20 protein-coding genes are annotated in these 24,977 nt (G+C 60.4%); 6 read left to right on the top strand and 14 right to left on the bottom strand.

What is annotated here, in order from left to right; translation table 11 throughout:
• Positions 1–14: 14 nt before the first annotated feature.
• The gene (locus OZ428_RS18715; RefSeq protein WP_269134199.1) at positions 15–1,043 is read right to left on the bottom strand and encodes a WD40/YVTN/BNR-like repeat-containing protein; all 1,029 of its coding nucleotides are present in this window, start codon (positions 1,041–1,043) and stop codon (positions 15–17) included.
• A 306-nt stretch (positions 1,044–1,349) separates the two neighbouring features.
• Here OZ428_RS18715 and OZ428_RS18720 point away from each other — a divergent pair, with 306 nt between their 5' ends.
• Complete coding sequence (locus tag OZ428_RS18720; protein WP_269130852.1) at positions 1,350–2,465, top strand: Gfo/Idh/MocA family protein; 1,116 nt, start codon at positions 1,350–1,352, stop codon at positions 2,463–2,465.
• A 70-nt stretch (positions 2,466–2,535) separates the two neighbouring features.
• On the opposite strand, the gene OZ428_RS18725 is transcribed toward OZ428_RS18720, so the two are convergent.
• The 12 genes from OZ428_RS18725 to OZ428_RS18780 form a co-directional block, all read right to left on the bottom strand.
• Positions 2,536–4,239 carry an AMP-binding protein gene (locus OZ428_RS18725; RefSeq protein ID WP_269130853.1) on the bottom strand — a complete coding sequence of 568 codons (1,704 nt, stop codon included), beginning with the start codon at positions 4,237–4,239 and terminating at the stop codon, positions 2,536–2,538.
• A gap of 31 nt (positions 4,240–4,270) precedes the next feature.
• Positions 4,271–5,569 carry an acetyl-CoA C-acetyltransferase gene (locus OZ428_RS18730; RefSeq protein WP_269130854.1) on the bottom strand — a complete coding sequence of 433 codons (1,299 nt, stop codon included), beginning with the start codon at positions 5,567–5,569 and terminating at the stop codon, positions 4,271–4,273.
• Positions 5,566–6,456: a MaoC/PaaZ C-terminal domain-containing protein gene (locus OZ428_RS18735; RefSeq protein ID WP_269130855.1), complete on the bottom strand. Its 891-nt coding sequence runs from the start codon at positions 6,454–6,456 to the stop codon at positions 5,566–5,568. The genes OZ428_RS18730 and OZ428_RS18735 overlap by 4 nt, the downstream gene beginning before the upstream one ends.
• 3 nt (positions 6,457–6,459) lie before the next feature.
• Positions 6,460–7,803 (bottom strand): 3-oxoacyl-ACP reductase, encoded by a 1,344-nt coding sequence (locus tag OZ428_RS18740; RefSeq protein ID WP_269130856.1) that lies wholly within the window; start codon positions 7,801–7,803, stop codon positions 6,460–6,462.
• Positions 7,804–7,832: 29 nt separating this feature from the next.
• Positions 7,833–10,358, bottom strand: coding sequence for an acyl-CoA dehydrogenase (locus OZ428_RS18745; protein WP_269130857.1), 2,526 nt, complete (start codon positions 10,356–10,358; stop codon positions 7,833–7,835).
• A gap of 200 nt (positions 10,359–10,558) precedes the next feature.
• The gene (locus tag OZ428_RS18750) at positions 10,559–11,965 is read right to left on the bottom strand and encodes an outer membrane protein transport protein (protein WP_442964846.1); all 1,407 of its coding nucleotides are present in this window, start codon (positions 11,963–11,965) and stop codon (positions 10,559–10,561) included.
• 150 nt (positions 11,966–12,115) lie between these two features.
• The gene (gene praB, locus OZ428_RS18755; RefSeq protein WP_269130859.1) at positions 12,116–12,610 is read right to left on the bottom strand and encodes an alkane oxidation protein activator PraB; all 495 of its coding nucleotides are present in this window, start codon (positions 12,608–12,610) and stop codon (positions 12,116–12,118) included.
• A 436-nt stretch (positions 12,611–13,046) separates the two neighbouring features.
• Complete coding sequence (locus OZ428_RS18760; RefSeq protein ID WP_269130860.1) at positions 13,047–14,492, bottom strand: outer membrane protein transport protein; 1,446 nt, start codon at positions 14,490–14,492, stop codon at positions 13,047–13,049.
• A gap of 122 nt (positions 14,493–14,614) precedes the next feature.
• Positions 14,615–15,124: an alkane oxidation protein activator PraB gene (gene praB, locus OZ428_RS18765; protein WP_269130861.1), complete on the bottom strand. Its 510-nt coding sequence runs from the start codon at positions 15,122–15,124 to the stop codon at positions 14,615–14,617.
• A 132-nt stretch (positions 15,125–15,256) separates the two neighbouring features.
• Complete coding sequence (gene praA / locus OZ428_RS18770; protein WP_038843880.1) at positions 15,257–15,751, bottom strand: alkane oxidation protein activator PraA; 495 nt, start codon at positions 15,749–15,751, stop codon at positions 15,257–15,259.
• A gap of 131 nt (positions 15,752–15,882) precedes the next feature.
• Positions 15,883–17,163, bottom strand: coding sequence for an alkane 1-monooxygenase (locus tag OZ428_RS18775; RefSeq protein WP_269130862.1), 1,281 nt, complete (start codon positions 17,161–17,163; stop codon positions 15,883–15,885).
• A 294-nt stretch (positions 17,164–17,457) separates the two neighbouring features.
• Positions 17,458–18,519, bottom strand: coding sequence for an alpha/beta fold hydrolase (locus OZ428_RS18780; RefSeq protein ID WP_269130863.1), 1,062 nt, complete (start codon positions 18,517–18,519; stop codon positions 17,458–17,460).
• A 204-nt stretch (positions 18,520–18,723) separates the two neighbouring features.
• Between OZ428_RS18780 and OZ428_RS18785 the strand changes: the two genes are divergently transcribed.
• Genes OZ428_RS18785 through OZ428_RS18795 form a run of 3 tightly spaced genes read left to right on the top strand, consistent with a single transcriptional unit; the run spans position 18,724 to position 21,998 of the window.
• The gene (locus tag OZ428_RS18785; protein ID WP_269130864.1) at positions 18,724–20,262 is read left to right on the top strand and encodes a flavin-containing monooxygenase; all 1,539 of its coding nucleotides are present in this window, start codon (positions 18,724–18,726) and stop codon (positions 20,260–20,262) included.
• A complete protein-coding gene (locus OZ428_RS18790) occupies positions 20,259–21,149 on the top strand; it encodes an SDR family NAD(P)-dependent oxidoreductase (protein ID WP_269130865.1) in 891 nt (296 codons plus the stop codon). The genes OZ428_RS18785 and OZ428_RS18790 overlap by 4 nt, the downstream gene beginning before the upstream one ends.
• Before the next feature lie 15 nt (positions 21,150–21,164).
• Positions 21,165–21,998: a metal-dependent hydrolase gene (locus tag OZ428_RS18795; protein ID WP_269130866.1), complete on the top strand. Its 834-nt coding sequence runs from the start codon at positions 21,165–21,167 to the stop codon at positions 21,996–21,998.
• Here OZ428_RS18795 and OZ428_RS18800 read toward each other — a convergent pair.
• Complete coding sequence (locus OZ428_RS18800; protein ID WP_269130867.1) at positions 21,995–24,070, bottom strand: EAL domain-containing protein; 2,076 nt, start codon at positions 24,068–24,070, stop codon at positions 21,995–21,997. The two genes, OZ428_RS18795 and OZ428_RS18800, sit on opposite strands and share 4 nt — an antisense overlap.
• A gap of 296 nt (positions 24,071–24,366) precedes the next feature.
• Here OZ428_RS18800 and OZ428_RS18805 point away from each other — a divergent pair, with 296 nt between their 5' ends.
• Positions 24,367–24,633 carry a hypothetical protein gene (locus tag OZ428_RS18805; RefSeq protein WP_269130868.1) on the top strand — a complete coding sequence of 89 codons (267 nt, stop codon included), beginning with the start codon at positions 24,367–24,369 and terminating at the stop codon, positions 24,631–24,633.
• Positions 24,634–24,646: 13 nt separating this feature from the next.
• Positions 24,647–24,976 carry a DUF6388 family protein gene (locus OZ428_RS18810; protein ID WP_269130869.1) on the top strand — a complete coding sequence of 110 codons (330 nt, stop codon included), beginning with the start codon at positions 24,647–24,649 and terminating at the stop codon, positions 24,974–24,976.
• Position 24,977 lies beyond the last annotated feature (1 nt).

A 24,977-nucleotide genomic window follows, 5' to 3' on the forward strand; every position in this document is an offset into this window, starting at 1 on the left:
CTTTCCCCGCCTTCTTATTGTTTTGTCGGTTCGGCGCCATCGGCTTTAGCGACGCGAACGCCCCCCTGCCCGGCCAGAATCAAGTTGCCATTGCCTGCCGCCGTGACGGACGACAGGGATATCCGGTCCGCACGGTTGAACACGCTGAAGGTCACGCCGTCGTCATGGCTGACCACCACGCTGCCGCCGTTGCCGACCACGACAATCGAGCCGTCCTCCAGCAAGGTCGCGCCGGACAAACCAAACTCCAGCGCTCCCCGCGCAGCGTTCAGTTCAACTTGCTCCCAGGTATTGCCGAAATCTGTGGAGCGGTACAGGTTGCCGCGCAAGCCATAGGCCAGCAGGGTTTGCGGCTGGGCGGTGCCGATCACGCCAAACAGCGAGCCCTCGTAGGGGCCTTCGAGTTTTTCCCAGGTCTGGCCGTCGTCGCTGGAGCGGAACATGCTGCCCTGCTCGCCAACGATGAACAGGCCGGCGTCCTTGATATGGGCAATGGCGTTGAGGTGGTACTGGTCTTCGTTGTCGAGGCGGTCGCTGACGTCGTCCCAGGTCTTGCCGCCGTCGGTGGTTTCGATCAACGCACCGTAGGCGCCGACGGCCAGGCCATGGTTGGCGTCGTTGAACCAAACGTCGAGCAGCGGGGCTTCGCGTTTGAGGTCCTGGTACTGCTGGGTCCAGGTGGCGCCGCCGTCGGAACTGGCAAGAATCTGCGCATCATGGCCCACCGCCCAGCCCTGCGTGTCATCGACGAAAAACACCGCCGTGAGCAACTGCCGGGTGGGGACTTTGGCTTGGGTCCAGGTGCTGCCCTGGTCATCGGAATAGAGGATGTGCCCGCGATCACCGACCGCCACCAGGCGCTTGCCCGCGTGGACCACGTCGATCATCAGGCCTTTGGCGGCCTTGGGGGATTCAATCGCAAACGAGGTATCGCTGGCGGCCTGGACGGCTGCCGGTAACACGACAGCGCCAAACAGCGAGAGCGCTGCGGCCAGCATCGCAACCCTGCGTGCGGCGCGTGGGCGGCAAACAACCCAACCCATGACAGGCTCACTCATAGACCTTTCTCCCATTTATTATTGTTATCGCTGCCTTCCGGGGCCTTGAAACCTGCAATCTAGAGCGCCTGGAGGAAGCAGGGGCCATCCTATCGGGCTTTCGAATCGTCTGACAATCGGCGCTACGTTATCTTTTGTTAACTGAGGGCCTTTCGTCAGAGGCTGAATATAGCTGCATTCGTTGGAGTGATCGGCGAGGCCTTAATGAATTTTTATTCTGTCTATTGAAATCTGGGAATTTTTATTCCATTAATAGTCCTCCTGAAAACAATAATCCAAAGGACCACGGCGATGCGTGAACTCGGAATCGGCTTGATCGGCACAGGCTTCATGGGGCGCGCCCATGCCTTGGCGTTCAATAACGCCCGTGCGGTATTTGAACTGCCGGTACACCTCAAGCTGGCCGCCCTGGCCGACGCCGACACCGAACGTGCCCAGCGCTGCGCCAGGGATTGGGGCTTTGCCAAGGCCCATGGCGACTGGCAGGCGCTGATCAACGACCCCAACGTGGACGTGGTCGCCATCACCACGCCCAACCATTTGCACTACCCCATGGCCATGGCCGCCATCGCAGCGGGCAAGGCGGTGTACTGCGAAAAACCCCTGGCCGTGAGCCTGGAACAGGCCGACGCCATGCGCCGCGCCGCCAGTGCTGCGGGCGTGGTGACGCGGGTGGGCTACAACTACCAGCACAACCCGATGATCGTGTTGGCCAAGCAGATGATCGCTAACGGCGAACTGGGCGAGATCATCAGCTTCCAGGGCGAGTTCAGCGAAGATTTCATGGCTGATCCGGCCTCGCCATGGTCGTGGCGTTGTGAAGTGGAACACGCGGGCGGCGCCTTGGCGGACTTGGGCAGTCACTTGCTATCGATGGCGCGTTATCTGGTGGGCGACGTAGTGAGTGTGTGTGCCGACACCCAGACCGTCCACGCCCAGCGGCCGGCCGTCAAAGGCAGCACCGACCTTAAATCGATTGCGGTGGATGACCAAGTGCACGCCCTGCTGCGTTTTGCCAATGGCGCACGCGGCACGGTGAGCAGCAGTTGGCTCAAGCAGGGCTACAAAAACCACCTGAGTTTCGAGATCAGCGGGACGAAAGGCACCTTGGCGTTCGATCAAGAGCGCTTGAATGAATTGCAGGTGTGTCGCATCGGCCAGGATGGATTCCAGCGTTTGCTCGCTGGCCCTGCCCTGCCCGGTTATGCGGCGTTCAGCCCGGCGGCGGGCCATCAGTTGGGCTACAACGAACTGAAGACGCTGGAGGTGCAGGAGTTGATCCTGGCGCTGGCCGGTCAAGGTGCGGATGGCACAGACTTTGAGGCAGCGTGGGAGGTGGAGCGGTTGGCGACGGCGATTCGCGTGGCGGCCAGAGAAGAACGCTGGGTACAGGTCGAAGAGGTTTAACAGCCCCGAACCTTGTGGTGAGCGGGCTTGCCCCGCGCGAGGCAAGCTCGCTCACCACAAAAAGAGAAGTCTAGCGCAGTGCCCGGCGCAGGACTTTGCCGACGGTGGTCTTCGGTAACTCAGTGGTGCGGAACTCCACGTACCTGGGCACCTTGTACCCCGTCAGGTACTCCCGGCAATGCGCAAGAATCTGCTCCTGGGTCAGGCTCGGGTCCTTGCGCACCACGATGATCTTGACCTTCTCCCCGGTCACGCCATCTTCCACACCAATCGCCGCCACTTCGGCCACGCCAGGGTGCAGCGCCACCACGTCCTCGATTTCATTGGGGTACACGTTGAAGCCCGAGACCAGGATCATGTCCTTCTTGCGGTCCACCAGGCGGATATAACCGCGCGTGTCCATCATGCCGATATCACCGGTCGACAACCACCCCTCGGCATCCAGCACTTCGGCAGTGGCCTCCGGTCGTTTCCAGTAACCCTGCATCACCTGTGGCCCGCGCACTTGCAGTTCGCCCTGTTCGCCAATCTCAGCCAACTCACCGTCTTCGCGCACAAACCGCACCCAGGTCGAGGGCAATGGCACGCCGATGCTGCCGGTGAATTCCATCTCGCGCATGCGTGCAATGTTGATCGGGCTGATGCTCACCACCGGCGAACATTCGGTGAGGCCGTAGCCTTCGATGATCGGCAGCCCGGTGACTTCCTTCCAGCGCTTGGCCACCGCCGTGTGCGTGGCCATGCCGCCGGCGATCACCATGCGCAGGTCGGAAAAGTCCCGTGCGCAGAACTCCTTGTTCTCCAGCAAGCCATTAAACAGCGTGTTGACCCCGGCAATCCCGTTGAAGCGCTCCTTGCGCAGGATCATCTGCACGCGCTTCACGTCCCGTGGGTTGGCGATCAGGATGTTGCGCCCGCCCAGGCACATGAACATCAGGCAGTTCACCGTCAGGGAAAAGATGTGGTACAGCGGCAGCAGGGTGACGTTGGTTTCCTGCTTGTCCTGGTCCAGTTGGTCGCCAACCCAGGCCTTGGCTTGCAACAGATTGGCGATGATATTGCGGTGGCTGAGCATCACGCCCTTGGCATCGCCGGTAGTGCCGCCGGTGTATTGCAGAAAGGCCAGGTCGTCGAGGTGCATCTCCACCGGGAAATGAGTGAGCGCCCGTCCCTGTTTCAGCACCTGGTTGAAGCGCAGCGAGCCGCGCAGATTGAACGCTGGCACCTGCTTTTGCACGCTACGCAGGATGAAGTTCATCGCGGCGCCCTTGAACGTCCCCAGCAAATCGCCGATGGCCGCGATCACCACGCGCTTGACGCTGCTGCCGGTGATGACTTTTTCCAGGGTATGGGCGAAATTCTCGAAGATCACCACGGTTTCCGCGCCGCTGTCCTTGAGCAGGTGCTTGAGCTCATGGGAGGTGTACAGCGGGTTGACGTTGACCACCACCGCGCCGGCCAGGATCGTACCCAACAGGCAAATCGGATACTGCAAGCAGTTGGGCATCATCAGCGCCACACGATCACCTTTCTTGACGCCCTGCCCCTGCAGCCAGGCGGCAAAGGCATAGCCTTGCACCTGCCAGTCGGCGTAGGTCATTTCGGTGCCAATGCTGACGTACGCCACCCGTTCGCGAAACTTCTCCAGGTGTTCCAGGAACACCTCGCGCAGCGATGGGTAGTCCTCGATAGCGGCGTCGATATCTGCCGGGACGCCGGGCAGGTAAGCGTTCAACCAGATCCGTTCGGTGTGTTCCAGGCTTACAGCGTTCATGGCAGTCTCCTTGTTGTTGTTTTTGATAGAGCTACTTTTCGACGATGGCGGTAATGCCCAGTCCGCCCGCCGCGCAGATGGAAATCAGACCGCGCCCGCCGCCGTTCGCATGGATGATCTTGGCCAGCGCCGCCAACTGCCTGCCTCCCGTGGCGGCAAAGGGATGGCCGCAGCCCAGCGAGCCACCGTTGACGTTCATCTTCGCGCGATCAATGGTGCCCAGGGGCGCCTCCAAGCCTAGACGTTCGCGGCAATAATCCGGGTCTTCCCAGGCCTTGAGCGTGCACAACACCTGGGCGGCAAAGGCTTCATGGATCTCGAAGAAGTCGAAATCCTTGAAGCTCAGGCCTTCGCGTTTAAGCATGCGCGGCACTGCGTAGGCCGGGGCCATCAGCAAGCCTTCGCTGCCGTCGACAAAATTCACCGCTGCGGTTTCGCCGGTACGCAGGTAGGCCAGCACTGGCCAGCCGTTGGCGGCGGCCCACTCTTCACTGGCCAGCAGCACCACCGAGGCACCGTCGGTCAACGGAGTGGAGTTACCGGCGGTAAGGGTGCCGTTCTGGCGGTCGTAGGCTGGGGATAGGCCCGCGAGCTTTTCCAGGCTGGCATCGGCGCGCAGGTTGTTGTCCCTGGCCAGGCCGCGATGGGGGCTGATCAGGTCGTCGAAGAAGCCGCGTTGGTAGGCCGCCGCCAGGCGCTGGTGGCTGGTGAGGGTCAGCTCATCCTGGGCCAGGCGTTTGATCTGCCAGCGCTTGGCCATTTCTTCGCAGTGCTCGCCCATGGACAGGCCGGTGCGCGGCTCGCCGTTGCGCGGCAGCAATGGCTTGAAGAACATCGAGGGCCGAACCTTGAGCAACGTCTTCAGCTTATCACCCATGCCCTTGGCGCGATTGGCCGCGAGCAAGGTGTGGCGCAGGGATTCATTAATGCCGATGGGCGCATCAGAGGTGGTGTCGGCCCCCCCGGCAATGCCCACCTCGATCTGGCCGAGGGCAATCTTGTTCGCCACCAGCAATGCGGCTTCCAGCCCGGTGCCGCAGGCTTGCTGCACATCGTAGGCCGGCGTATCCGGCGACAAGGTGGTAGACAGCAACGACTCACGCGCCAGGTTGAAATCCCGCGAGTGCTTGATCACAGCGCCAGCGGCAAACTCACCGAGACGTTGGCCGTGCAGGTTGTAGCGGTCGACAAGACCTTGCAGCGCGGCGACCAGCAGGTCCTGGTTGCTGTCGTGGGCGTACACCGTGTTGGAGCGAGCAAACGGGATGCGGTTGCCGCCGATGATCGCCACACGACGGACCGGGGCCGGGTTGAAGCTGTAGTCACTCATTCCAGGTTCTCTTTCCAGATGAAAAGGCCACGCATATGGGGTTTGTCACCGGCAAAATTGCGCACTTCGAATTCGCGGCGCGGGCCAGTCACCGGATGGCTCCACAGCGCGACCTGGCCGGGCAGGAAGATCGGCAGCTTGAAGTCACACTGGGCCTCGGCCTGGTCCAGGCCACCAGGCGGTTGCTGGGCGGCGAGCGCGCGGCCCAGGGTCCACATGCCATGGGCGATGGCGCGGCGAAAGCCGAACAGCTTGGCGCCGATCACCGAAGTGTGAATCGGGTTGAAATCCCCTGAGACCTTGGCAAAACGTCGGCCCAGGTCGGCGGGCAGCACCCAGCGTTGGGTGCGTAACAAGCCTTCTTCCTGCAGCGGCAACGCGTCGCCCCACGGTTCGCCGACCGGGTCCTTGACGTCCCGGCGCAGGTACAGGCTATCGCTTTCCCATATCAGCGTGCCGGCACCATAGGCACGGGTGGCGATGCTCAGCGCCTGGCCCTTGGGATGGGCGACCCAACGCTCGCAATACACCTCAATGCGCAACGCCTGGCCTTCGTGCAAGCGCTGGTGCTGACGGATGCGATTGGCCAGGTGCACCATGCCGCTGGCCGGGTACGGAAAGCTGGGGCGGGTCAGCAGCATCAAGTGCAAAGGGAACGCCAGCACATGGGGATAGGACAACGGCACGCCCTGCTCGCGGCGAAAACCACAGGCACGGCCATAGGCGGCGATGTCGGCGGCAGACAACCCCACCGCCGAGCGCACCAGGCGCTCCTTGGGCAGCACAGGCGCACCGTCTAGCTTGGGTTTGCGCAGGGCGCGTACACCGTCCAGCAGCAAGCGGGTGCGTGAAGGCGGCGGATCAATGATCTGCGTCACGTAGTCCATGGCTCAGGCTCCCAGCAGACTTTGGCCGCACACCCGTACGACTTGGCCGTTGACCCCGCCGGACGCCGGATGCGCCAGCCAGGCAATGGTCTCGGCCACGTCGATCGGCTGTCCGCCCTGGGACAGCGAATTCATGCGTCGCCCGGCTTCACGGATCATCAGCGGGATCTTCGCGGTCATCAGGGTTTCGATAAACCCCGGCGCCACCGCATTCACCGTCACTTGCTGTGCCGATGCACGCGGTGCCAGGCCTTGCACCAGGCCGATCACACCGGCCTTTGAGGTGGCGTAATTGCTTTGTCCGAGGTTGCCGGCGATACCGGAAATCGACGAGACACAAACAATTCGCCCCCCAGGATTGAGGCCTTGACTGTCCAACAATGCCTCGCTGAGCTGCAAAGGCGCTTCGAGGTTAACCGCCAGCACGCTACGCCAGGCGGCCTCGGTCATTTTGGCGATGGTCTTGTCGCGGGTGATCCCGGCGTTGTGCACCACCACGTCAAAGGCGCCGTATTGGCTGACATGTGCTTGCAACAGTGCGGCCGCGTCCAGCGCGGTGATGTCCAGGGGCAGCGCCGAACCGCCGACGCTGTCCGCCGCCTGTTGCAACGCTGCCTGGGCCTGGGGCACGTCCACGCACACCACATGGGCGCCGTCCCGCGCCAACACCTGAGCAATCGCCAGGCCGATGCCACGGGAGGCGCCGGTGACCAAGGCGCGACGGCCGGCGAAGGGTTTGTCCCAATTGACCGTGACGTGGCCGTCCACCGGTTTCTCCAGGCGCACCACTTGCCCCGACACATAGGCCGAACGGCGCGACAGGAAGAAACGCAAGCTGCTGTCCAGTACGTCTTCGGCACCCGGCGCCACGTAGATCAACTGCACGGTGATCGCCCGGCGCAGCTCCTTGGCCAACGAGCGCACCAAGCCTTCGAGGGCGCGTTGGGCGATGGCCTGGGGCAAATCCTGGCAATGCTCCGGCGCGGTGCCGAGTACCACGACGCGGCCATGGTGGCCAAGGCGCTTGGCGTTGGTGTGGAAGAACACATACAGCTCGTCCAACTGTTGCAGGTCGGCCACGGCACTGGCGTCAAACACGGCGCCTTGCACTTTCACCGTGGACGGCGCCTTGAGCGTCGCCGGGGTGGCGGCGACGGTATCAGTGGCCGCGAAAATCCGCTGCACCTCGGCGGCCAGGCGCCCTGCCCCGGCGATGATCACCGGGTTGACCAAGCCCTGCTGGCCGCTGCGGTGGCGTTGCAGTGGCAGGGGCTGCGGCAAGCCGATGGCCTGAGCCAGGCGCCGGCCCCAAGGGGAATTGACGAAAGAAAGGTAGCTGTCACTCATTGATAGATTCACTCACAACACGGTGTTGGCTAATTGACCGAGGCGTTTTCGCTTTGGTTGGTGCGACGTTTCGCCGTCGGCTCCAGCGCTTGCTTGCGCTGCTGCAACGCCTCCAGCAAGCCGAAGTCCTGCGGGAAGTCGTCCACCTGGATGCCGTGGTCGGCGTATTCCACGTAGCGGCCGAGCAAGGTGTCTTCGTCGTCGCTGATCAGGTCCAGCGCCCGCGCCTTGACGCGCCAGGCGGTGAAGGCCGTGGCGGAGATCGGCATCGGCTCGATCAGGCCCTGCTTCACGGCGGGCTTGAGCCGCGCGTCGATCAGCTCGACTTGGGGCAGCAGGCGGAAACCCAGTTCGCCGTAGGCCAACTTGTCGATTTCCGGACGTGGGATGTAAGAGTTGGCCAACAAGCGGTCGCGGGTTTCGCCCGGGGTCTGCACCACGTCGGCCACCTGGGCCAGCAGACGGTCCGACGGTTTGCGCAGTGGGATCCCGAACGGGAATGTCAGGCCACGTAGCACCGCCGCAGCAGGTTTCGAGGGGTAGTTATCGAGCACTTCCGCCAGCGCTTCGTGGGCCCGCAACAATGCATCCTGCGCCGCCCAGTGCACCAACGGCAGATCCGCCTGGGGCCGGCCGTCGTCCTCAAACCGCTTGAGTACGCAGGACAGGATGTACAGCTGCGACAGAATATCGCCCAGGCGCCCGGTAATACTTTCCTTGCGCTTGAGGGCTCCGCCCAGCACGCCCATGGAAATATCCGAAATCAGCGCGAGTACCACTGACAGACGATTGGCCTGGCGGTAGTAAGACGCCAGCGCAGGGTCGGTCTTGGCCGGAACGGAAATCAGCCGCCCGCCTGTCAGGGAATGCACCGCCGCACGGACGGTATTGGCCAGCACAAAGCTCACATGGCCGAACATGGCACTGTCGAAGGCTTCCAGCGCTTTACGTCGGTCCGGGTTACGCGCTGCTTCCATCTCGCGGAACACATAAGGATGGCAACGGATCAGGCCCTGGCCAAAGATGATCAGGCAGCGCGTCATGATGTTCGCGCCTTCCACCGTAATGGCAATGGGGCTTTGCTGATAGGCACGGGCCAGGAAGTTATTGGGGCCCATGCAGATGCCCTTGCCGGCAACGATGTCCATGCCGTCGTTGACGATGATCCGCGCACGCTCGGTGACGTGGTACTTGGCAATCGCCGAGATCACCGAGGGTTTCTCACCCGCGTCCAGGGACGCCACCGACACCTTGCGCACCGCATCACAGGCATACAAGTGTCCGGCCATGCGCGCCAAGGGCGCCTGCACGCCTTCGAATTTGCCGATGGGCAGGCCGAACTGTTTGCGCATCGCGGCATAGGCGGTGGTGCCGCGCACCGCCACCTTGCCCAGGCCAACGTTGGCCGACGGCAGAGAAATCGCACGGCCGGCGGCCAGGCATTCCATCAACATGCGCCAGCCGTTGCCGACTTGCTCGCGGCCGCCGATCACCCACTCCAGCGGAATAAACACATCCTTGCCGGTGGTAGGACCGTTCTGGAAGACGGCGTTCAGCGGCCAATGCCGGCGGCCGCTGTTGACGCCGGGATGGGAGGTTGGGATCAGTGCGCAGGTGATACCGAGTGAACCCGGAGCGCCGAGCAACCCGTCCGGGTCTTCTGCGCGGAACGCCAGGCCGAGCACCGTGGCAATCGGGCCGAGGGTGATGTAGCGCTTGTCCCAGGTCACGCGAAAGCCCAGCACTTCCTCGCCTTCATGGGTGCCTTTGCAGACGATGCCCAGGTCGGGAATCGCCCCGGCATCGGAGCCGGCATACGGGCTGGTCAGGGCAAAGCATGGGATGTCTTCACCTCGTGCCAGACGCGGCAGGTAGTAATTGCGCTGGGCATCGGTGCCGTAGTGAAGCAGCAGTTCGGCCGGGCCGAGGGAGTTGGGCACCATCACCGAAATGGCGGCCGCCGAGCAGCGCGTCGACAGCTTCATCACCACCTGCGAGTGCGCGTAGTGGGAGAAGCCTTTGCCGCCGTATTGCTTGGGAATGATCATGCCGAGGAACCCGGCATCTTTGGTGTACTGCCAGCCTTCGGGTGACATGTCTTGCCAGACCTGGGTGGTTTCCCAGTCGTTGGCGATATCGCACAGGGTTTCGACTTCGTTGTCGAGGAAGGCTTGTTCCTCTGCGCTCAGGCTGGCCGGTGCGGCTTGCAGCAGACGCTGCCAATTGGGCTTGCCGCTGAACAGCTCGGCGTCCCACCACACGGTGCCGGACTCGATGGCGGCGCGTTCGGTATCAGACATCGCTGGCATGATCGTACGAAACAGGCCCAAAGCCTTGCTGGTCAGCAAGGTGCGGCGCAGGGGTTTGATGGTCATCAGCAACGCGGGCGCCACCACCAGTATCGCCGCGACTGTGGCGCCGAAACCGGCCACGACGTTGAACAGGTAACCCGCTGCCAGCCAGATCAGGCCTGCGCCCAACCACAGGGTGGCGACAGCTTGTCGATATGCCAGGGCGATCGCTGCTGCGAAACCCACCAGTAACCAGATAACCATGGAGATACCTCGATTCGATTCAGGGTACGGCCTACGTGCGCCAGGTCGGATGACATGCGGCGTAACGCCACACTACAAAATTCGAAAACTATATTCAAATTTTGTTTTGAAATTATTATTTAATGCCTGGGCGAAAAAAATGGCGGCTGAGCGAGCCGCCTGGTCAAGTCATCACCAAAGGGGAATACCGCCTTGAAACATCAGAACGTATAGGTGGCCGACAGGCTGACGACATCACCGGACGCATTCACCTTGCCATCGAGGCTCGCGGCCCCCAGCCGGTCGACGTTCTGGGTCTTCAACTTGACCGTCCGAACGAACTGGTGGGAATAGGCAACGTCGAGGGTCAGGCCCTCAATTGCCTTCACGTCGTACCCGGCACCGAGGGACACAAAGGTGCGATCACCATCCGGGATGCGCGGGTCACGGGTGGAATTGCGGGTTGGCGTCTGGTCAATGGCCACACCTGCACGCAAGGTCAGCTCATCGGTCGCACGGAAGTCGCCACCGAGGGAGTACATCCAGGTGTCCCTGTAGTTGTAGGGAATAGACACGATGGTGATGTCCCCCGACTTGAGTGTCAGGTCCTTGAACGAGGACCACTGCGTCCAGACCACACTCGCGCCCAGGGTGAGCCGATCATTGAACTGGTGCACCCAGTCCAGGCCTGCGGTGGCGGGGATATCCAACTGGGTGCTGGCATGGGCACCGTCCGGAAACAGCTCAAGCCCCGGATAGGCCGTGCCCACCAGCGTACCGCTGCCGCCGAAGGGGCTTGGTTGGGTCATAAGGTTGTAGGAAAACTTATCGGCATGGATGTTGTACTTGCCGGACATCTTATTCTTGATCCTGGCGTGGTAGTTCAACCCCAGCGTGTCTTTTTCCGTGGGTTTCCACACCACACCGGTAAACCAGCCGGCTGACACATTGTCGACCTTGACCCGCATCAGCGCGCCGCCGACGTCCGACGGGAAAGCAATACCGCCCAGTTCAGAGTCCGATACCGCCGCCGCCGACAACAAGTCGATGTTCTGGCTGACGAACCCCTTGCTGTGCTGGACGATCACCCCACCGCCGACGGAAAACTGGTCGTTGACCTTGAACGACAAGGCGCCGGTCAAACCCACGGTTTCGATTTTGGTGTCCACTGCAAACCCACGCAGTTTCGAATCCTGGTCCCAGGTGGAACGCATGCCTTGGGGCACGACCTGGCTCAGGCCGAAGGCAAACCGGTCGCCCAGCGGCATGACCATGAAGCCTGTGGGCAGCCAGGCGGAGAAGCCCCCTTGGCCACCGTCATTGTGGTTCGCGGTCGTCGCGGTGGAATCAGGAAAGCCGTTGTCATCCAGCGGCGTGCTGGAAATCGGCTTGCCAGCATAATCATAGGCGTCGCCTTTGTACTTGATGTTGATGCGCGCGTAATCGACCGTGAACTGCGCAACATTGCGGTCGACAAACGCCATGGCGGCCGGGTTGTTATACGCCGAACTCGGATCGTTCTTGAACAGCGACCCGCCCGCGAAGGCCCTGCCCCAACCGGGGGCGCCATAGGTCGGGGTGGAGAAACCACCGGCCTGCACGGGAGCGGCCACCATCCATCCGCCCATCAACGCCAGGCCCAGCAGCACTTCAATCTGTCGTTTATTTAACTTCACACGGCACCTCTACTGCGCTCTCAATCAGCCAGCCGCAACAGGCGCCTCATGGGAGGCGCCTGCCTTTTAACGGGCGCTCAGCCCCTTGTATTCACGCCATCCTCAAGGAACAACAGTGAACGCTGGTGTTGGCTTGACGCTCAGGCTTACCACGGTGCAGTTTCCTGCCAGGGATTGATTGGTAGCCGTCAACACACCACCGCTGTAGTTGGCGGTGATAGTGGAAGCACCACAATTGGAGACGGGGTACAGAATCGAACCCGCGATGGTGTATCCGACGTTGGTCACCGAACCTGCGGTAGCACCGTTGGCCGTCAACGTCCATGGCAAGCCGGTGATCTTGGGCAGGCTGCAAAGCCCGCCACCCGTGATGGCAACGTCCGTGATTTTGGCAACGCCAGCGGCATCGACATTACCGGTGAAAGTCGCCCCGCAATTGACCGCGGCCTGATAGGAGGATGGCGATTTCACCGAGATCGTGCCGGGTGCGGTGAAGTTGGTGTTTACAGGGGTGATGCTGTAGGCATTGGCCATGGAGGCGGCCCCCATCAGAACAGCCAAGGCAGACAACGATACGACAGTTTTAAAGTTCATCATTGTTATTCCTCACGTAGAAAGGCGAGTTAGTCGCCAGGGACAATGACCATGACTGAGGCGTTGAGGTGAAACAGCAACACTCCTCGGCCAGGCCAAACTTCAAGTCAATGACCGATACCGATGAGTGCGGAACTTTGTAGGAAATTGCATAATTAGCGTTCATCCCTTCAAATTGTTTTTGTTCGGGTAGAACAACTTTCCTGCAACTAAGCAGGCGCCGGAATAGGACTAATCCGAGCGAGTGAAAACCATCGATTTATTAGGAAATAATGACGGAGCCAGGCGGGGGTCGTGAGTACTTGCGAGGGATGATGAAGCGAGAGGCAGGAGATGCCTCAGTGACAATCGAAACGGGTCGCAGAGGCGACCCGTCGATGCGGTAAACGCGTGAAACAGCAGAAAGATGCGCTGACTGGCTGCTCCACTACCGCATGCATTAGAACTTGTAAGTGGCCGACAGGCTGACAACCTCACCTTTGCTGTCGACTTTACCATCCAGGCGCGCAGCGCCCAGGCGGTCGACGTTGACGGTTTTGAGCTTCACCTGCTCGACAAACTGCCGAGAGTAGGCACCGTCGATACTCAAGCCGGGTATGGCCTTGATATCGTAGCCAAAGCCGAGAGAAGCGAAGTAACGATCGCCGTCGGGGATACGTGGGTCACGCGTGGAATTGCGGGTGGGAGTCTGGTCATAGGCAACACCGGCGCGCAGGGTGAAGTCATCGGTAAGCTTATAGTCGCCCCCCAGGGAATACATCATGACGTCCCTGTACTTGTAGGGAATCGACACGATGGTATTGCCATCGGACTTCAGGGTCAGCGCCTTGAATGACGACCATTGGGTCCACAGCACACTGGCGCCCAGGCTGAATCGGTCGTTGAACACATGCACCCAGTCGATGGCGGCGGTGGCCGGGATGTCCAATTGAGTGGATGCGTTGGCGCCGTCCGGAAACAGTTTGAGGCCGGGGTAAGCACGCTCGACCAGCGTCAAGCCATCCCCTCCGGCATCGGTCATCAGCAACCTGCTGCCTGGATCAGCATAGATGTTGTATTTGCCCTCCATTTTGTTCTTGATCTTGGCGTGGTAGTTGAAACCCAGCGTGTCTTGCAAAGTGGGTTTCCAGGCCAGGCCGGCAAACCAGCCCACCGAGGTGTTATCGACCTTGACCCGCATCAGCGACTGCCCTACCCCCGATGGGAACGGGATGCCGAGACCACCGAGCCCCGGCGAGACCGCCGCCGCCGCATACAGGTCGACGTTCTGGCTCACGAAGCCTGTGCTGTGCTGGACAATGGCACCTGCACCAATAGAAAACTGGTCATTGACCTTGAACGACAGCGAGCCGGTCAAACCGACGGTTTCAATTTTGGTGTCAACGGCGAAGTCACGGCCTTTCCAGTCCTGGTCCCACGTGGATTTCATGCCCTGCGGGACGACCTGACTCAAGCCAAAACTGAAGCGATCGTTGATAGGTATCACCAAGAAGCCGGTGGGCAACCAAGCCGTAAAGCCGGCTTCACCCCCATTGCCTTCACGCGGGGTGGAGGTCACACCGCCGAATTCGTCCATGACCCCGGTGGACGTCGGGTCCCCTTTGTAGTCATAGGCATTTCCCTTGAACTTGATATTGATACGCGCATAGATAACGTTCTGCTGCGCGATGGTCTGGTCAATGAACGCCATGGCGGCCGGGTTGTTGTAGGCTGAAGAAGGGTCATTCTTGAACAGTGAACCACCGCCAAACGCACGGCCCCAGCCTTGCGCGCCAAATGTAGGAGTCGAGTACCCGCCAGCCTGAACGGGCCCGGCTGCGACCATAAACCCGCTCAACAACGCCAGGCCAAGTAACGCCTGGGCCTGTTGTTTCTTATTATTCATGCTCCACTCCTTATTATTTTTATCCACCACAGCCGGAATCACCGCCTTGGCTTGCCTTAACAAGTGCCCTTTGCAGGGCACTTGCGTTTCAACGTGTGATCATCACGTCAAGCGCACGCCTATCAAGGGTTGACAGTGAGCGTTGGGGTTGGCGTCGCGTTCAGCGCAGTGATTTTGCAACTGCCGACGGTTTGTGCCGATGGAACAGTAATGGTGTGGTTGCTGTTGTTGTAGACCACATTGATGGTGGCTGGAGCGCTTGCGCAGTTGCTGACGATCTTGAAGTTCACGCCCGATACAGTGCCTGCAAAGGTGTCAGGCCCGGTGGCGGTGGTGGCGGTCAAGGTCCATGGCAAACCCAGCAACACTGGCACACCGCAAAGTGGGTTGGAGCCGCTCACAGTGGCACCGGTGATCGCAGCGCTGGCACCGCTCGCAGCCACGCTGCCGGTAAAGACGATGGTGCAAGCAACGGGCGCACCGAACGACGCGGGCGATGTAACAGTGATAGCACCTGCGGGCGTGGTGAAACCCGCGCCAGCAGGAGAAATGGTAGCGGCACTCACCATGGAAGCAGCACCCATGCAAACAGTCAAAGCAGTCAACGACACGAGGGTTTTCAAGCTTTTCATTGTTTTTCCTCACATGTTATGGCGAAGTCATTTCGCCAGGGGTAATGGCCATGATCGAGAGGTCACGGTGAAACTGCAGAACTTCCCTTTCCAGCCAAATCTCAATTCAATTACCGCAATAAAATCAGGTGGTTACTCAACAACCTTAAAGTTAGGTGGCATCTTGATAGATACCGTCTTGATCGTGCAGTCGTCGCCGATTGGTACATTGGCGGCCTCCAACTTGCCGGTGGCGTTGTCCCAGGTGCCATCGGCGGTAGAGGGACCGCATTTGCCGCCCAGGCCAAATGCATGGACATCCACGCTGATCTTCGACATGGAACCGCTCTTGGTGTCTTTGGCGACCAGTACCCAAGGCAGGTTGATGGCTTCGACCCGGCTGCACTTGAGGCCGCCGTCGAACTCAACTTTGTCGACATTCACCGATGAGCCATCCGCCGCCACTTTGCCGGCGACCTTGATGGTGCAATCGGCACTGATCAGTGCGCCTTTGGAAAAGCTGATGGGGCCTTGGGCGGTGAATGCACTGCCGGCGGGTTCGATGCGCGCTGCCTGGGCCTGGTGATAGGCAATAAGGCCCAGCGCAGCCAATACGATATGGGTGGTGAACTTGGCAGGTGCTTGCATGGTGTACGTCCTTCCCTTTAATTATTTTTGTTCGGGTCAAACAACTTTCTGGCTATCCATTTGCAAACTTGCGGGCGATAGAGACCTGCGCGGCACGCAGGCCCCGAGTACGCACACGGTATAGCTTGAACTTAAAAAGGCTTGGCGCTGTTGCTGTACTTCTCCAGGTACTTCAACCGTTGTGAGGGCTGAAGATTGGTCAGCGTAATATCTCCCGCATAATGATTCAGTACCCGATGGTCCATGCGCCGCCGCCATAAGTAAGGCACGTAGGCCCAGACAATCATGCTGGCGTAACCATAAGGAAGTTGCGGCGATTCATCAAAATGACGCAACGACTGATAACTACGAGTGGGATTGGCATGGTGATCGGAGTGCCGTTGCAATTGAAACAGGAAGATATTGGTAACAATCCGATTGCTGTTCCATGAATGCCGTGGCGAACAACGTTCATAACGACCATTGGGCAACTTCTGACGTTTAAGCCCGTAGTGTTCTACATAGTTCACGACTTCCAGCAGCGAAAACCCGTAGATGCCTTGGATAATCAGGAACGGAATCACTGCCGCTCCCAACCAGGCGATCATCGCGCCCCACAGCACCATGCTGTACATCCAGGCACTGAGCACGCCGTTCTGCCAATGCCAGGCCGGCAGGCCGAGCTTGCGCAGGCGTTCGCGCTCCAGGTTCCACGCCGAGCGGGCACTGAACCACACCGAGCGCGGCAGAAAGGCCCAGAAGCTCTCCCCCAGGCGCGAACTGGCGGGATCTTCCGGCGTGGCGACACGGACGTGGTGACCACGGTTGTGTTCGGTGTAGAAGTGACCGTAGAAGGTCGGGGCCAAGGTGACTTTGGCCAGGAACACTTCCAGCGCATTGGGTTTGTGGCCCAGTTCATGGGCGGTATTGATCGCGATGCCGGTGGCGGCGCCGGTCGACATGGCCATGCCCAAGTAAGTGAACCAACTCACTTCGCCATGCAGCTGGGTGCGTGCGGTGAGGTAGCTGGCCGCATGGGACAGCCAACTCGACGGTTCCAGGTTCGCGGCAGCCTGCAACAGCCCGCCCTGAATGATCCAGTCGATACCGCCGGCAGCCAGCCAACCGGTGATCACCACCGACGAGATGACAAACAGTACGCCGGTGTAGACGATCCAGCGGTAGTAGCTTTGCGATTCAAGGTGGCTGACGGCGGATTCGGGCGGGTTGCTCACGTCTTCACCGAGCAAACCATCGATCAGCGGGATCAGGCCGAAGATCACCAATACGCCGACCCACCAGAGTTGCTGGATACCGGTGGTGATGGCCAGGGCGCCGGACAACAAAGGCGTGGCCAAGGGCATGATGCCCAACCACCACAGGTGGCGCTTGCCGTCGGTCCATACGCTTGGTGCTGCCAGTGTCTGATTCATGGCAGCCACCGTTGCTGGGCAGTGCAAAACAGGTTCAGGGAGCGTTGAATGCTCCAGGAAATCAACCATGCGATAAAAGACGTTTTTTTCATTTTTATTCGCTCTTAGGCATTTCAAAAATCATTTCAAAATAAACATTGAAATATTTTTTTAAAGAAATAGCGCGGAATCGTTAGGTCGTCAACTACTTTTTCGAGGCCTTTTTTACGTGACCGGACAGTCTCTTTTTCAGCCGCTGGGTCAGGTCTCTAGGGCAAGCATTTCGGACGGCACAACCCGCAGTGAGTGCCACGATTATTTGCTTGCCAACGCAAACGGCGGATGCAGGATTGCAGCGCTTTGCGCTGGCCGCGCACGCTTGGCCAGGTGGTGCACCGCCTCCACCACCCGCGCGGTGGCGGTGATCGGCAGCATATGCCCGCGCCCCTCCACCACCTGCAATTTCAGGCCCGGAACCTTGTCTGCCAGGGCCTGCCCGTGCTTGCGAAAGTCCAGGACCTTGTCCTGCGCGCCATAGATCAGGCTGATGGGCAGCGTCAGTTGCGGGTAACGCGTGACCATGCCCGGCAGGTCGTTGTTGACCAAGGCGATCTCGCTGGACGCGGCATAGAAGTTATCGGGGCGCATGCCCAGCAGCCCCCCGCCACGGGTGGCGAAATCGTCAGGGGCACTGTCCGGTGCGAACACGCCTTTGACCACCGCGCGGCGCGTCAACAGCCCAATCGGCACCGTGAGCGTGTGAGACACCCAGCGTCGCAGCCAGGCCGGTCGCACCGCCAGTGACCAGAACACCACGGGCAATGTGGGTTGTGGATGGGTGAGTGGCGCCACCAACACCAACCCCGACACCGCGTGGGGATGGTCGAGGGCCAGCGCCAGGGAAATCGCTCCGCCCAGGGAATGCCCCAGCACCACGGGTTTATCCAGGCCCAGCGTCTCGATAAAGGCCGCCACTTGCCGCGCCTGGGCTGGCAGGTCCGCAGCGGTGCCTTTGTGGCGTGTGGAATAACCCGACCCAGGACGGTCGAGCGTGATGACACGGAACTGGTCACGCAATTGTCCGGACAAGGCATACGTCAGGTTGCGACTACTGCCCATCAGGCCGTGAATCATCACCAACGGCGGGCCCTTGCCCTCTTCGTAATAATGAAAGCGCTCGCCATTCACCTCCACAAAGCGCCCGTTGTTCGGAACGGCGGCTTCAATACGTCGCGTCATCCACGCGCTGAATCCCCACAAAACGGCGCTTGCGCCTATCAATACAGCCGCAGCGATAACCCATTCAACAGCCATAGCTCGGTCCTCTGCATCCCTGCGGCTGGCGACCCGACCGGAATTGATCAAGGCCTCAGCCATCGTCCACACCCTGGACCTGAACGTCGTGCCTGTCCGTCGGACAAGTCGCACATGAGGAACCTGGGACTAGCGTAGGCGATATTTTCAGGTAGATTATTTAAAATCTTTTTTAAAATAAGTAATTCAATTTTTCTTTGCAATGGTGCTCTATCTAAAAGACACAACAAGAAAAGGAGCACACCCGATGCCCATGAAGGAATGCTTATGACTGCCCAGCGCGACGCCATCGACATCGCCATCATCGGCTCCGGCTTTGCCGGCCTGTGCATGGCGATCAAGCTCAAGGAGGCCGGGTTCACCGACTTCTTTATCGCCGAGCAGGCCGATACCCTCGGCGGCACCTGGCGTGACAACCACTATCCCGGCTGCGCCTGCGATGTGCAGTCCCACGTGTATTCGTTTTCCTTCGCGCCCAACCCGGACTGGACTCGCCAGTTCGCGCCGCAAGCGGAGATCCGCGCTTACCTGGAGCAATGCGCCACGCGTTTCGGGCTAGCGCCCTACTTGCGTTTCGGCATGGGCCTTGAGCGGGCGGTCTTCGATGAGCAACACCAGCGCTGGCAATTGCGCTTCAGCGATGGTCGCCAGGTCAGTGCACGGGTGCTGGTCTCGGGCATGGGCGGCCTGTCGCGCCCGGCGCTGCCGGATATTCCGGGGCTCGACAGTTTCAAGGGCAAGCGCTTCCACTCACAGCAGTGGGACCACGACTATTCCTTGAAGGGCAAGCGCGTGGCAGTGATCGGCACCGGCGCCAGCGCCATTCAGTTTGTGCCACAGATTGCGCCGCAAGTGGCTCATCTGGACCTGTTCCAACGCACTCCACCCTGGATCATGCCCAAGCCCGACCGGGCGATCTCGCCTTTCGAACGCTGGTTGTTCAAGCATCTGCCCTTCACCCAACGCCTGGTGCGTAGCGCTTTTTATTGGGCGCTGGAAGGCCGCGTGGTCGGCTTTGCCCTGCACCCACGGCTGATGAAAATGGTGCAGAAAATCGCCCTGCGCCACCTGAACAAACAAGTGGCGCGCCCTTCCCTGCGCAAGACCCTGACCCCGGACTACACCATCGGCTGCAAGCGCGTACTGATCTCCAATGACTACTACCCCGCGCTGTCGCGCAGTAACGTCGAGGTGGTCACCGACACCGTGCAGCGCATCGAAGCTGACGGGGTGATCACCGCCGACGGTATCAAGCACCCGGCCGACTGCCTGATCTTCGGCACCGGCTTCCAGGCCACCGATCCCCTGCCCCGCGACTGCATCATCGGGCGCGGCGGCGTCGACCTGATGGACACCTGGCAAGACGGCGCGCATGCCTACAAGGGCACCACGGTGCCCGGCTATCCCAACCTGTTCCTGATCGTCGGCCCCAACACCGGCCTGGGGCATAACTCGATGATCCTGATGATCGAAGCCCAGGTCACTTACATCCTCGATGCGCTCAAGCAAATGCAGCGGCATCGCATCGCCAGTGTGGACGTCAAACCCAGCGTGGAAAGCGCCTTCAACCAACAGTTGCAAGACAAACTCAAGCGCACCATCTGGAATACCGGTGGTTGCCAGAGCTGGTACCTCGACCCTCGCACCGGCAAGAACACCACCTTGTGGCCCGGCTCGACTTGGCGCTTCAAGCAGGTCACACGCCAGTTTGCGCTCAAGGACTATGTGGCCAGCCTGGTGCCGATCAATGCGCCCGACCGTCCTGTGCCCGCTGCCCATTCCGCTGCCGAAGGGAGCCTGTCATGAAGTCATTCAGCGGCCGCGTGGCGGCCATTACCGGCGCGGCGTCGGGCATGGGTCGCGCGTTGGCATTAGCCTTGGCACGGGAAGGTTGCCACCTGGCACTGGCGGATAAAAACAGCCAGGGGCTGGAACAGACGTCGGCGCTGATCAAAACGTCAACCCTGGCGCCTGTGCTGATCACCACCCAGGTACTGGATGTGTCCGATCGCCAGGCCATGGAGGACTGGGCTGCACGCTGCGCGGCCGATCACGGCCAGGTCAACCTGGTGTTCAACAATGCCGGGGTGGCTCTGTCGAGCACCGTAGAGGGTGTGGACTACGCCGACCTGGAATGGATCGTCGGCATCAACTTCTGGGGCGTGGTCTACGGCACCAAGGCGTTTCTGCCGTACCTGAAAGCCGCAGGCGATGGCCATATCATCAACACCTCCAGCGTGTTCGGCCTGTTTGCCCAACCGGGCATGAGCGGCTACAACGCCACCAAGTTTGCCGTGCGCGGCTTTACCGAATCCCTGCGCCAGGAGCTGGACCTGCAACGCTGCGGTGTATCGGCCACTTGCGTTCACCCTGGCGGCATTCGCACCGATATCTGCCGCAGCAGCCGTATCGACGCAAACATGACGGGGTTCCTGATCCACAGCGAACAGCAAGCCCGCGCCGACTTCGAAAAGCTGTTCATCACCGACGCCGACCAGGCCGCCAAAGTGATCCTGCACGGGGTACGCAAAAACAAGCGCCGTGTGCTGATCGGCCGCGACGCGTATTGCCTCGACCTGCTCGCCCGCTGCCTGCCAGCGGCCTATCAAGCCCTGGTGGTGTTTGCCAGCAAACGCATGGCGCCAAAACCCCGCACGCCGGTACTTGAACCCAACGACGAGCCCCGCCTCTGAACAGGAGCACGCACCATGTTGCCGATCCGCCGTGACATCCGTTTCGCCCTGCCCGCCGAGCGCATCAAGGACTGGCATGAACAGGGTCCGTTCATCACACATTTCTTCAATGCCCTGTCGCTGCTGTTCCCTCAGGGCGAGCTGTTTTTCATGGACAGCGTGCGCCACTACCGCCAACGCATCGACGACCCCGTGCTGAAGAAAGAGATCCAGGGTTTTATTGGCCAGGAGGCGATGCACAGCCGCGAACACGTAGCCTACAACGACTTGCTACAAGCCGCCGGCTTGCCCGCGCATACCCTGGACCGCCGGCTGAAATTCATCCTCGACCTGCAGAAAAAACATCTGCCGGCGTCCTTCAACCTGGCCGTGACCATTGCCCTTGAACACTACACCGCGATGCTGGCCGAGATCCTGTTGAGCGATCCGTCCCGCTTTGGCGAGTCACTCAAGGGCTACCAACAGATGTGGTACTGGCACGCGCTGGAGGAAACCGAACATAAGGCGGTGGCCTTTGATGTCTGGAACACGGTGATCAAGCCCGGGCCCAAGCGCTATTTGCTACGCACCGGGACCATGCTCACCACCACCGTGTTTTTCTGGCTGGTGGTCTTCGACTTCCACCTGCGCCTGCTGATCGCCGACCGCAAGTGCGGCGGACACCTGAAAGGCTTCTGGCGCATGCTGAAATTTCTGTATGGGCCCAAGGGCGTTTTCCCACGGATGCTGGTGCCGTGGCTGCATTACTTCAAACCCGGCTTTCACCCCTGGGATCATGACAACCGTGCGCGACTGGCCGCAATTGACGACCTGGTCGAGGACATCGAGCAGACCCAACGCGGGTATTAGGCTTGCGCCAAGGCGGCGCGTTCACGCACAAAACCTTCCAGTTGATCGCCCGGCAGTGCCTTGCTGAAATACCAGCCTTGGATGATCAATTCGGCGCCGGTATTCAGGAAGGCCAACTGCTCGGCGGTCTCCACGCCTTCCACCACCACGCCCAGGTTCAGCGCCTCACAGAAGCGCAGCATGCCGGTCATGACCTGGGCGCCCTTGGGATCGTGCTGGGCCACCACGAAACTGCGGTCGATCTTGATGAAATCCACCGGAAACTGATGCAGGTAACTCAAGGCCGAAAACCCGGTGCCGAAGTCATCGATATAGACCTTGGCGCCAATGGCTTGCAGTTTCTGGATGGTCTGGCGCGTGACCTGGATATCGCTGACCAGTGCGTCTTCGGTGATTTCCACCGAGACCTGCCCTCGGGCCTGGGCCAGGATTTCCACGAGGCGCTCGCCGTAGGCGGCGTCGGTCAGGGTTGCGCTGGAAATATTGATGGTCATCGGCAAGGCAAAGCCGAGTTTCTGCCACTTCTGGTATTGGCGAACCGCCTGGGACGCTACCCACACATCAACGTCCGGCATCAACCGCGCCTGGGCCAGCCATTGCAGGAACTCCCACGGCGAATGCACCTTGCCCTCGGCATCACGGGCACGCATGAGGGCTTCACAACCGGTGCACAAGCCAGTACGGGTCGAGACCTGCGGCTGGAATTCGAGGTAGAACTCGTAGTCACTGATTTGTTGGATGCGGCTCAATTCATTGGCCTGGCGCGCCAGTGTCTTGTGGGACGCGAGCACCGGGTCCAGCTCGCGCAGCCGGCCCTTTTCTTCAAGACCCCGGAAGGTCATGTCCAGGGACTTGAGGTAGACCGTACCCCCCTCGGTGGCCTGGCGATGAATCGCACGCACATACGGCGCATACACCAAAGTGCCCAGGCCCAGCAGCGCCAGTTGCAGCGCCACTGCCGCGAGGTCGCCGTGCGTGCTCAAGTAGGCATTGAGCAGAACAGGCGCTGTGAATGGAACGCTGACCACCGCAGGCGAGACCCAGCCCATCTGCACCACCGTCAACGCCACCATGGCATTCAATGCGGGTACGATCAGAAACGGGATGAACAAGCGCGGGTTGAGGATGATGGGCAAACCGAACAACAGCACTTCGCTGACGTTGAACAGTGACAGCGGCAGGCTCGCCACCGCCAACAAGCGCATGGACTGGCTTTTGGAAAACAGCAGGATCGCCAGCAACAGGCACAACGCACCGCCGGAGCCGCCGATAAACGCAAAGCTGCCGAGCAGCCCGCTGTTCAACATATATTTGATCGGCTCGCCCGCTGCCAGCGCCGTACTGTTCAGCACCACCGCCTGGTCCAGCACATCGAACAGCGGTTGCATGGCGTACACGCCATGAATGCCGAAAAACCACAGCAACGAATTCATCAGGGTCACGAACAGCCCGCTGCCGTAGGGCGACTCCAGGGCATCGAGTACTTGGGGCCCCTGCAGGTGCGCCACATACGGCACCTGCAACAGCAAGGACAGCACCACCACCAACCCCAGAGCGGTGATGGCGCCCGGCACCACCATATTGATCGTGCCCCGCAGGTTGTGGCCTACCAAGTCTTCGTTGACCAAGCGAGTCCAGCGGTAACGGTGCAGCCAGGCAATCGCCGGCACATTCAACAGCGGCGAAGCAATCGCAATAAACAGGACGAAGGTGGCCGAAGCACGGGGATATTCGCGCAGGATAAACGTCGCCACCACCACATGGGCCAGACACAGGAACGCCACCGGCAGTTGTGGCAGGCGATACTGAATTGCCAGCATGTAACCGATTGACGCAGCGACCAACAGCGGGATCACTGAGCTGATTTGATTGTGCAAGCCTGCAAGGAACGTCACCACTTGCGGATCGAAGCCCAGCACCCGTGCGCATTCCGACAGGATCAGGAAGCCGGCAGACACCAACAGGCATGGCAGGATCCACAACAAACCTTCGCGGATCGCTCGAAGAGACTCAGTGCTGGCCAAGGCGGCCAGACGTTGGGTGAAGAAAAGCTTGAACAGCGTTTGCGCCATGACCCATCCCTCTGCCCATCGCCCACTGTCCCTGGAAGGCAGGGCCGGAAACACGGGGCTAACGCTACACGTCCTGGCACAGTGAGCGAAAGCCTTTTGCCATTCAACCAGGTGTTTTTTCCGTAATGGATGACAGGCAAACCCCTGGATTTTAAAAATAATTGAGTTTTCTGACCTGGGCCAACCGCCGAATCTGCTTCAATGGGTATTATCGGCACCTGTATTGCGCAATGGATTCGCCGTATTCATGGACGGCTGCCTGCGAAGGAAGCAGGCACCAGGGAGAGAAGCTGGATATGCAAGACAAGCTGTCAATAAACGTACGCCCGCTGTTTTTCAACATCCTGCTGTGGGTATTCGGGGTTACGCTGCTGTTGATCAGCAAGGGCGTGATCGAACGAATGACGGGATCCACCGACGGGGGTTCCCTGGACCTGCCCCTGGTGTTGATCGCCTATCTGTTATTGTTTTTACTCACCCCCATACGCGCCTGGACCCAACGCCGACTACGCAAGCGCGCCCGCCGCCTTAGCGCCGGCCACCGTCCAAAGCCTGGCCATTGATTGGAGCAAGCCTTTGTCACCACCCGGCGATAACCACCAAATGGCATTGGATCGGTTTCTCAACGAACACCCCGATGTAGCCGTGGAACTCAACACCCTGAACCCGCTGGCGGCTCAAGCCAAGGGCGAAACCCTGGCGCACTATCGCGCCGAACGGCTGCATGAGGCCTTCGAAGCAGAGGCCGAACGCCAGGGCCTGTTTGCCTGGGAGTTGACCCTTAAACTCACCGCCGAATCCCCCGAAGACTTTGAAGCCCAACGTCTTGAAGTGCATAAGGAAGTGGCACAGATGGCCGGCCTGAGCTGGGACGAATACCGCCAGTTGCATGACTTGGCCGGTTGAC

Source organism: Pseudomonas sp. GXZC (genome assembly GCF_026967615.1).
In the GTDB taxonomy this organism is placed as follows: Bacteria; Pseudomonadota; Gammaproteobacteria; order Pseudomonadales; family Pseudomonadaceae; genus Aquipseudomonas; species Aquipseudomonas azotoformans_A.

Coding starts and splice junctions, on each gene's coding strand:
- OZ428_RS18715 (WP_269134199.1), bottom strand. CDS start 1,043: ATGGGTTGGGTTGTTTGCCGCCCACGCGCCGCACGCAGGGTTGCGATG.
- OZ428_RS18720 (WP_269130852.1), top strand. CDS start 1,350: ATGCGTGAACTCGGAATCGGCTTGATCGGCACAGGCTTCATGGGGCGC.
- OZ428_RS18725 (WP_269130853.1), bottom strand. CDS start 4,239: ATGAACGCTGTAAGCCTGGAACACACCGAACGGATCTGGTTGAACGCT.
- OZ428_RS18730 (WP_269130854.1), bottom strand. CDS start 5,569: ATGAGTGACTACAGCTTCAACCCGGCCCCGGTCCGTCGTGTGGCGATC.
- OZ428_RS18735 (WP_269130855.1), bottom strand. CDS start 6,456: ATGGACTACGTGACGCAGATCATTGATCCGCCGCCTTCACGCACCCGC.
- OZ428_RS18740 (WP_269130856.1), bottom strand. CDS start 7,803: ATGAGTGACAGCTACCTTTCTTTCGTCAATTCCCCTTGGGGCCGGCGC.
- OZ428_RS18745 (WP_269130857.1), bottom strand. CDS start 10,358: ATGGTTATCTGGTTACTGGTGGGTTTCGCAGCAGCGATCGCCCTGGCA.
- OZ428_RS18750 (WP_442964846.1), bottom strand. CDS start 11,965: ATGGGCGGATGGATGGTGGCCGCTCCCGTGCAGGCCGGTGGTTTCTCC.
- praB (WP_269130859.1), bottom strand. CDS start 12,610: ATGATGAACTTTAAAACTGTCGTATCGTTGTCTGCCTTGGCTGTTCTG.
- OZ428_RS18760 (WP_269130860.1), bottom strand. CDS start 14,492: ATGAATAATAAGAAACAACAGGCCCAGGCGTTACTTGGCCTGGCGTTG.
- praB (WP_269130861.1), bottom strand. CDS start 15,124: ATGAAAAGCTTGAAAACCCTCGTGTCGTTGACTGCTTTGACTGTTTGC.
- praA (WP_038843880.1), bottom strand. CDS start 15,751: ATGCAAGCACCTGCCAAGTTCACCACCCATATCGTATTGGCTGCGCTG.
- OZ428_RS18775 (WP_269130862.1), bottom strand. CDS start 17,163: ATGAATCAGACACTGGCAGCACCAAGCGTATGGACCGACGGCAAGCGC.
- OZ428_RS18780 (WP_269130863.1), bottom strand. CDS start 18,519: ATGGCTGAGGCCTTGATCAATTCCGGTCGGGTCGCCAGCCGCAGGGAT.
- OZ428_RS18785 (WP_269130864.1), top strand. CDS start 18,724: ATGACTGCCCAGCGCGACGCCATCGACATCGCCATCATCGGCTCCGGC.
- OZ428_RS18790 (WP_269130865.1), top strand. CDS start 20,259: ATGAAGTCATTCAGCGGCCGCGTGGCGGCCATTACCGGCGCGGCGTCG.
- OZ428_RS18795 (WP_269130866.1), top strand. CDS start 21,165: ATGTTGCCGATCCGCCGTGACATCCGTTTCGCCCTGCCCGCCGAGCGC.
- OZ428_RS18800 (WP_269130867.1), bottom strand. CDS start 24,070: ATGGCGCAAACGCTGTTCAAGCTTTTCTTCACCCAACGTCTGGCCGCC.
- OZ428_RS18805 (WP_269130868.1), top strand. CDS start 24,367: ATGCAAGACAAGCTGTCAATAAACGTACGCCCGCTGTTTTTCAACATC.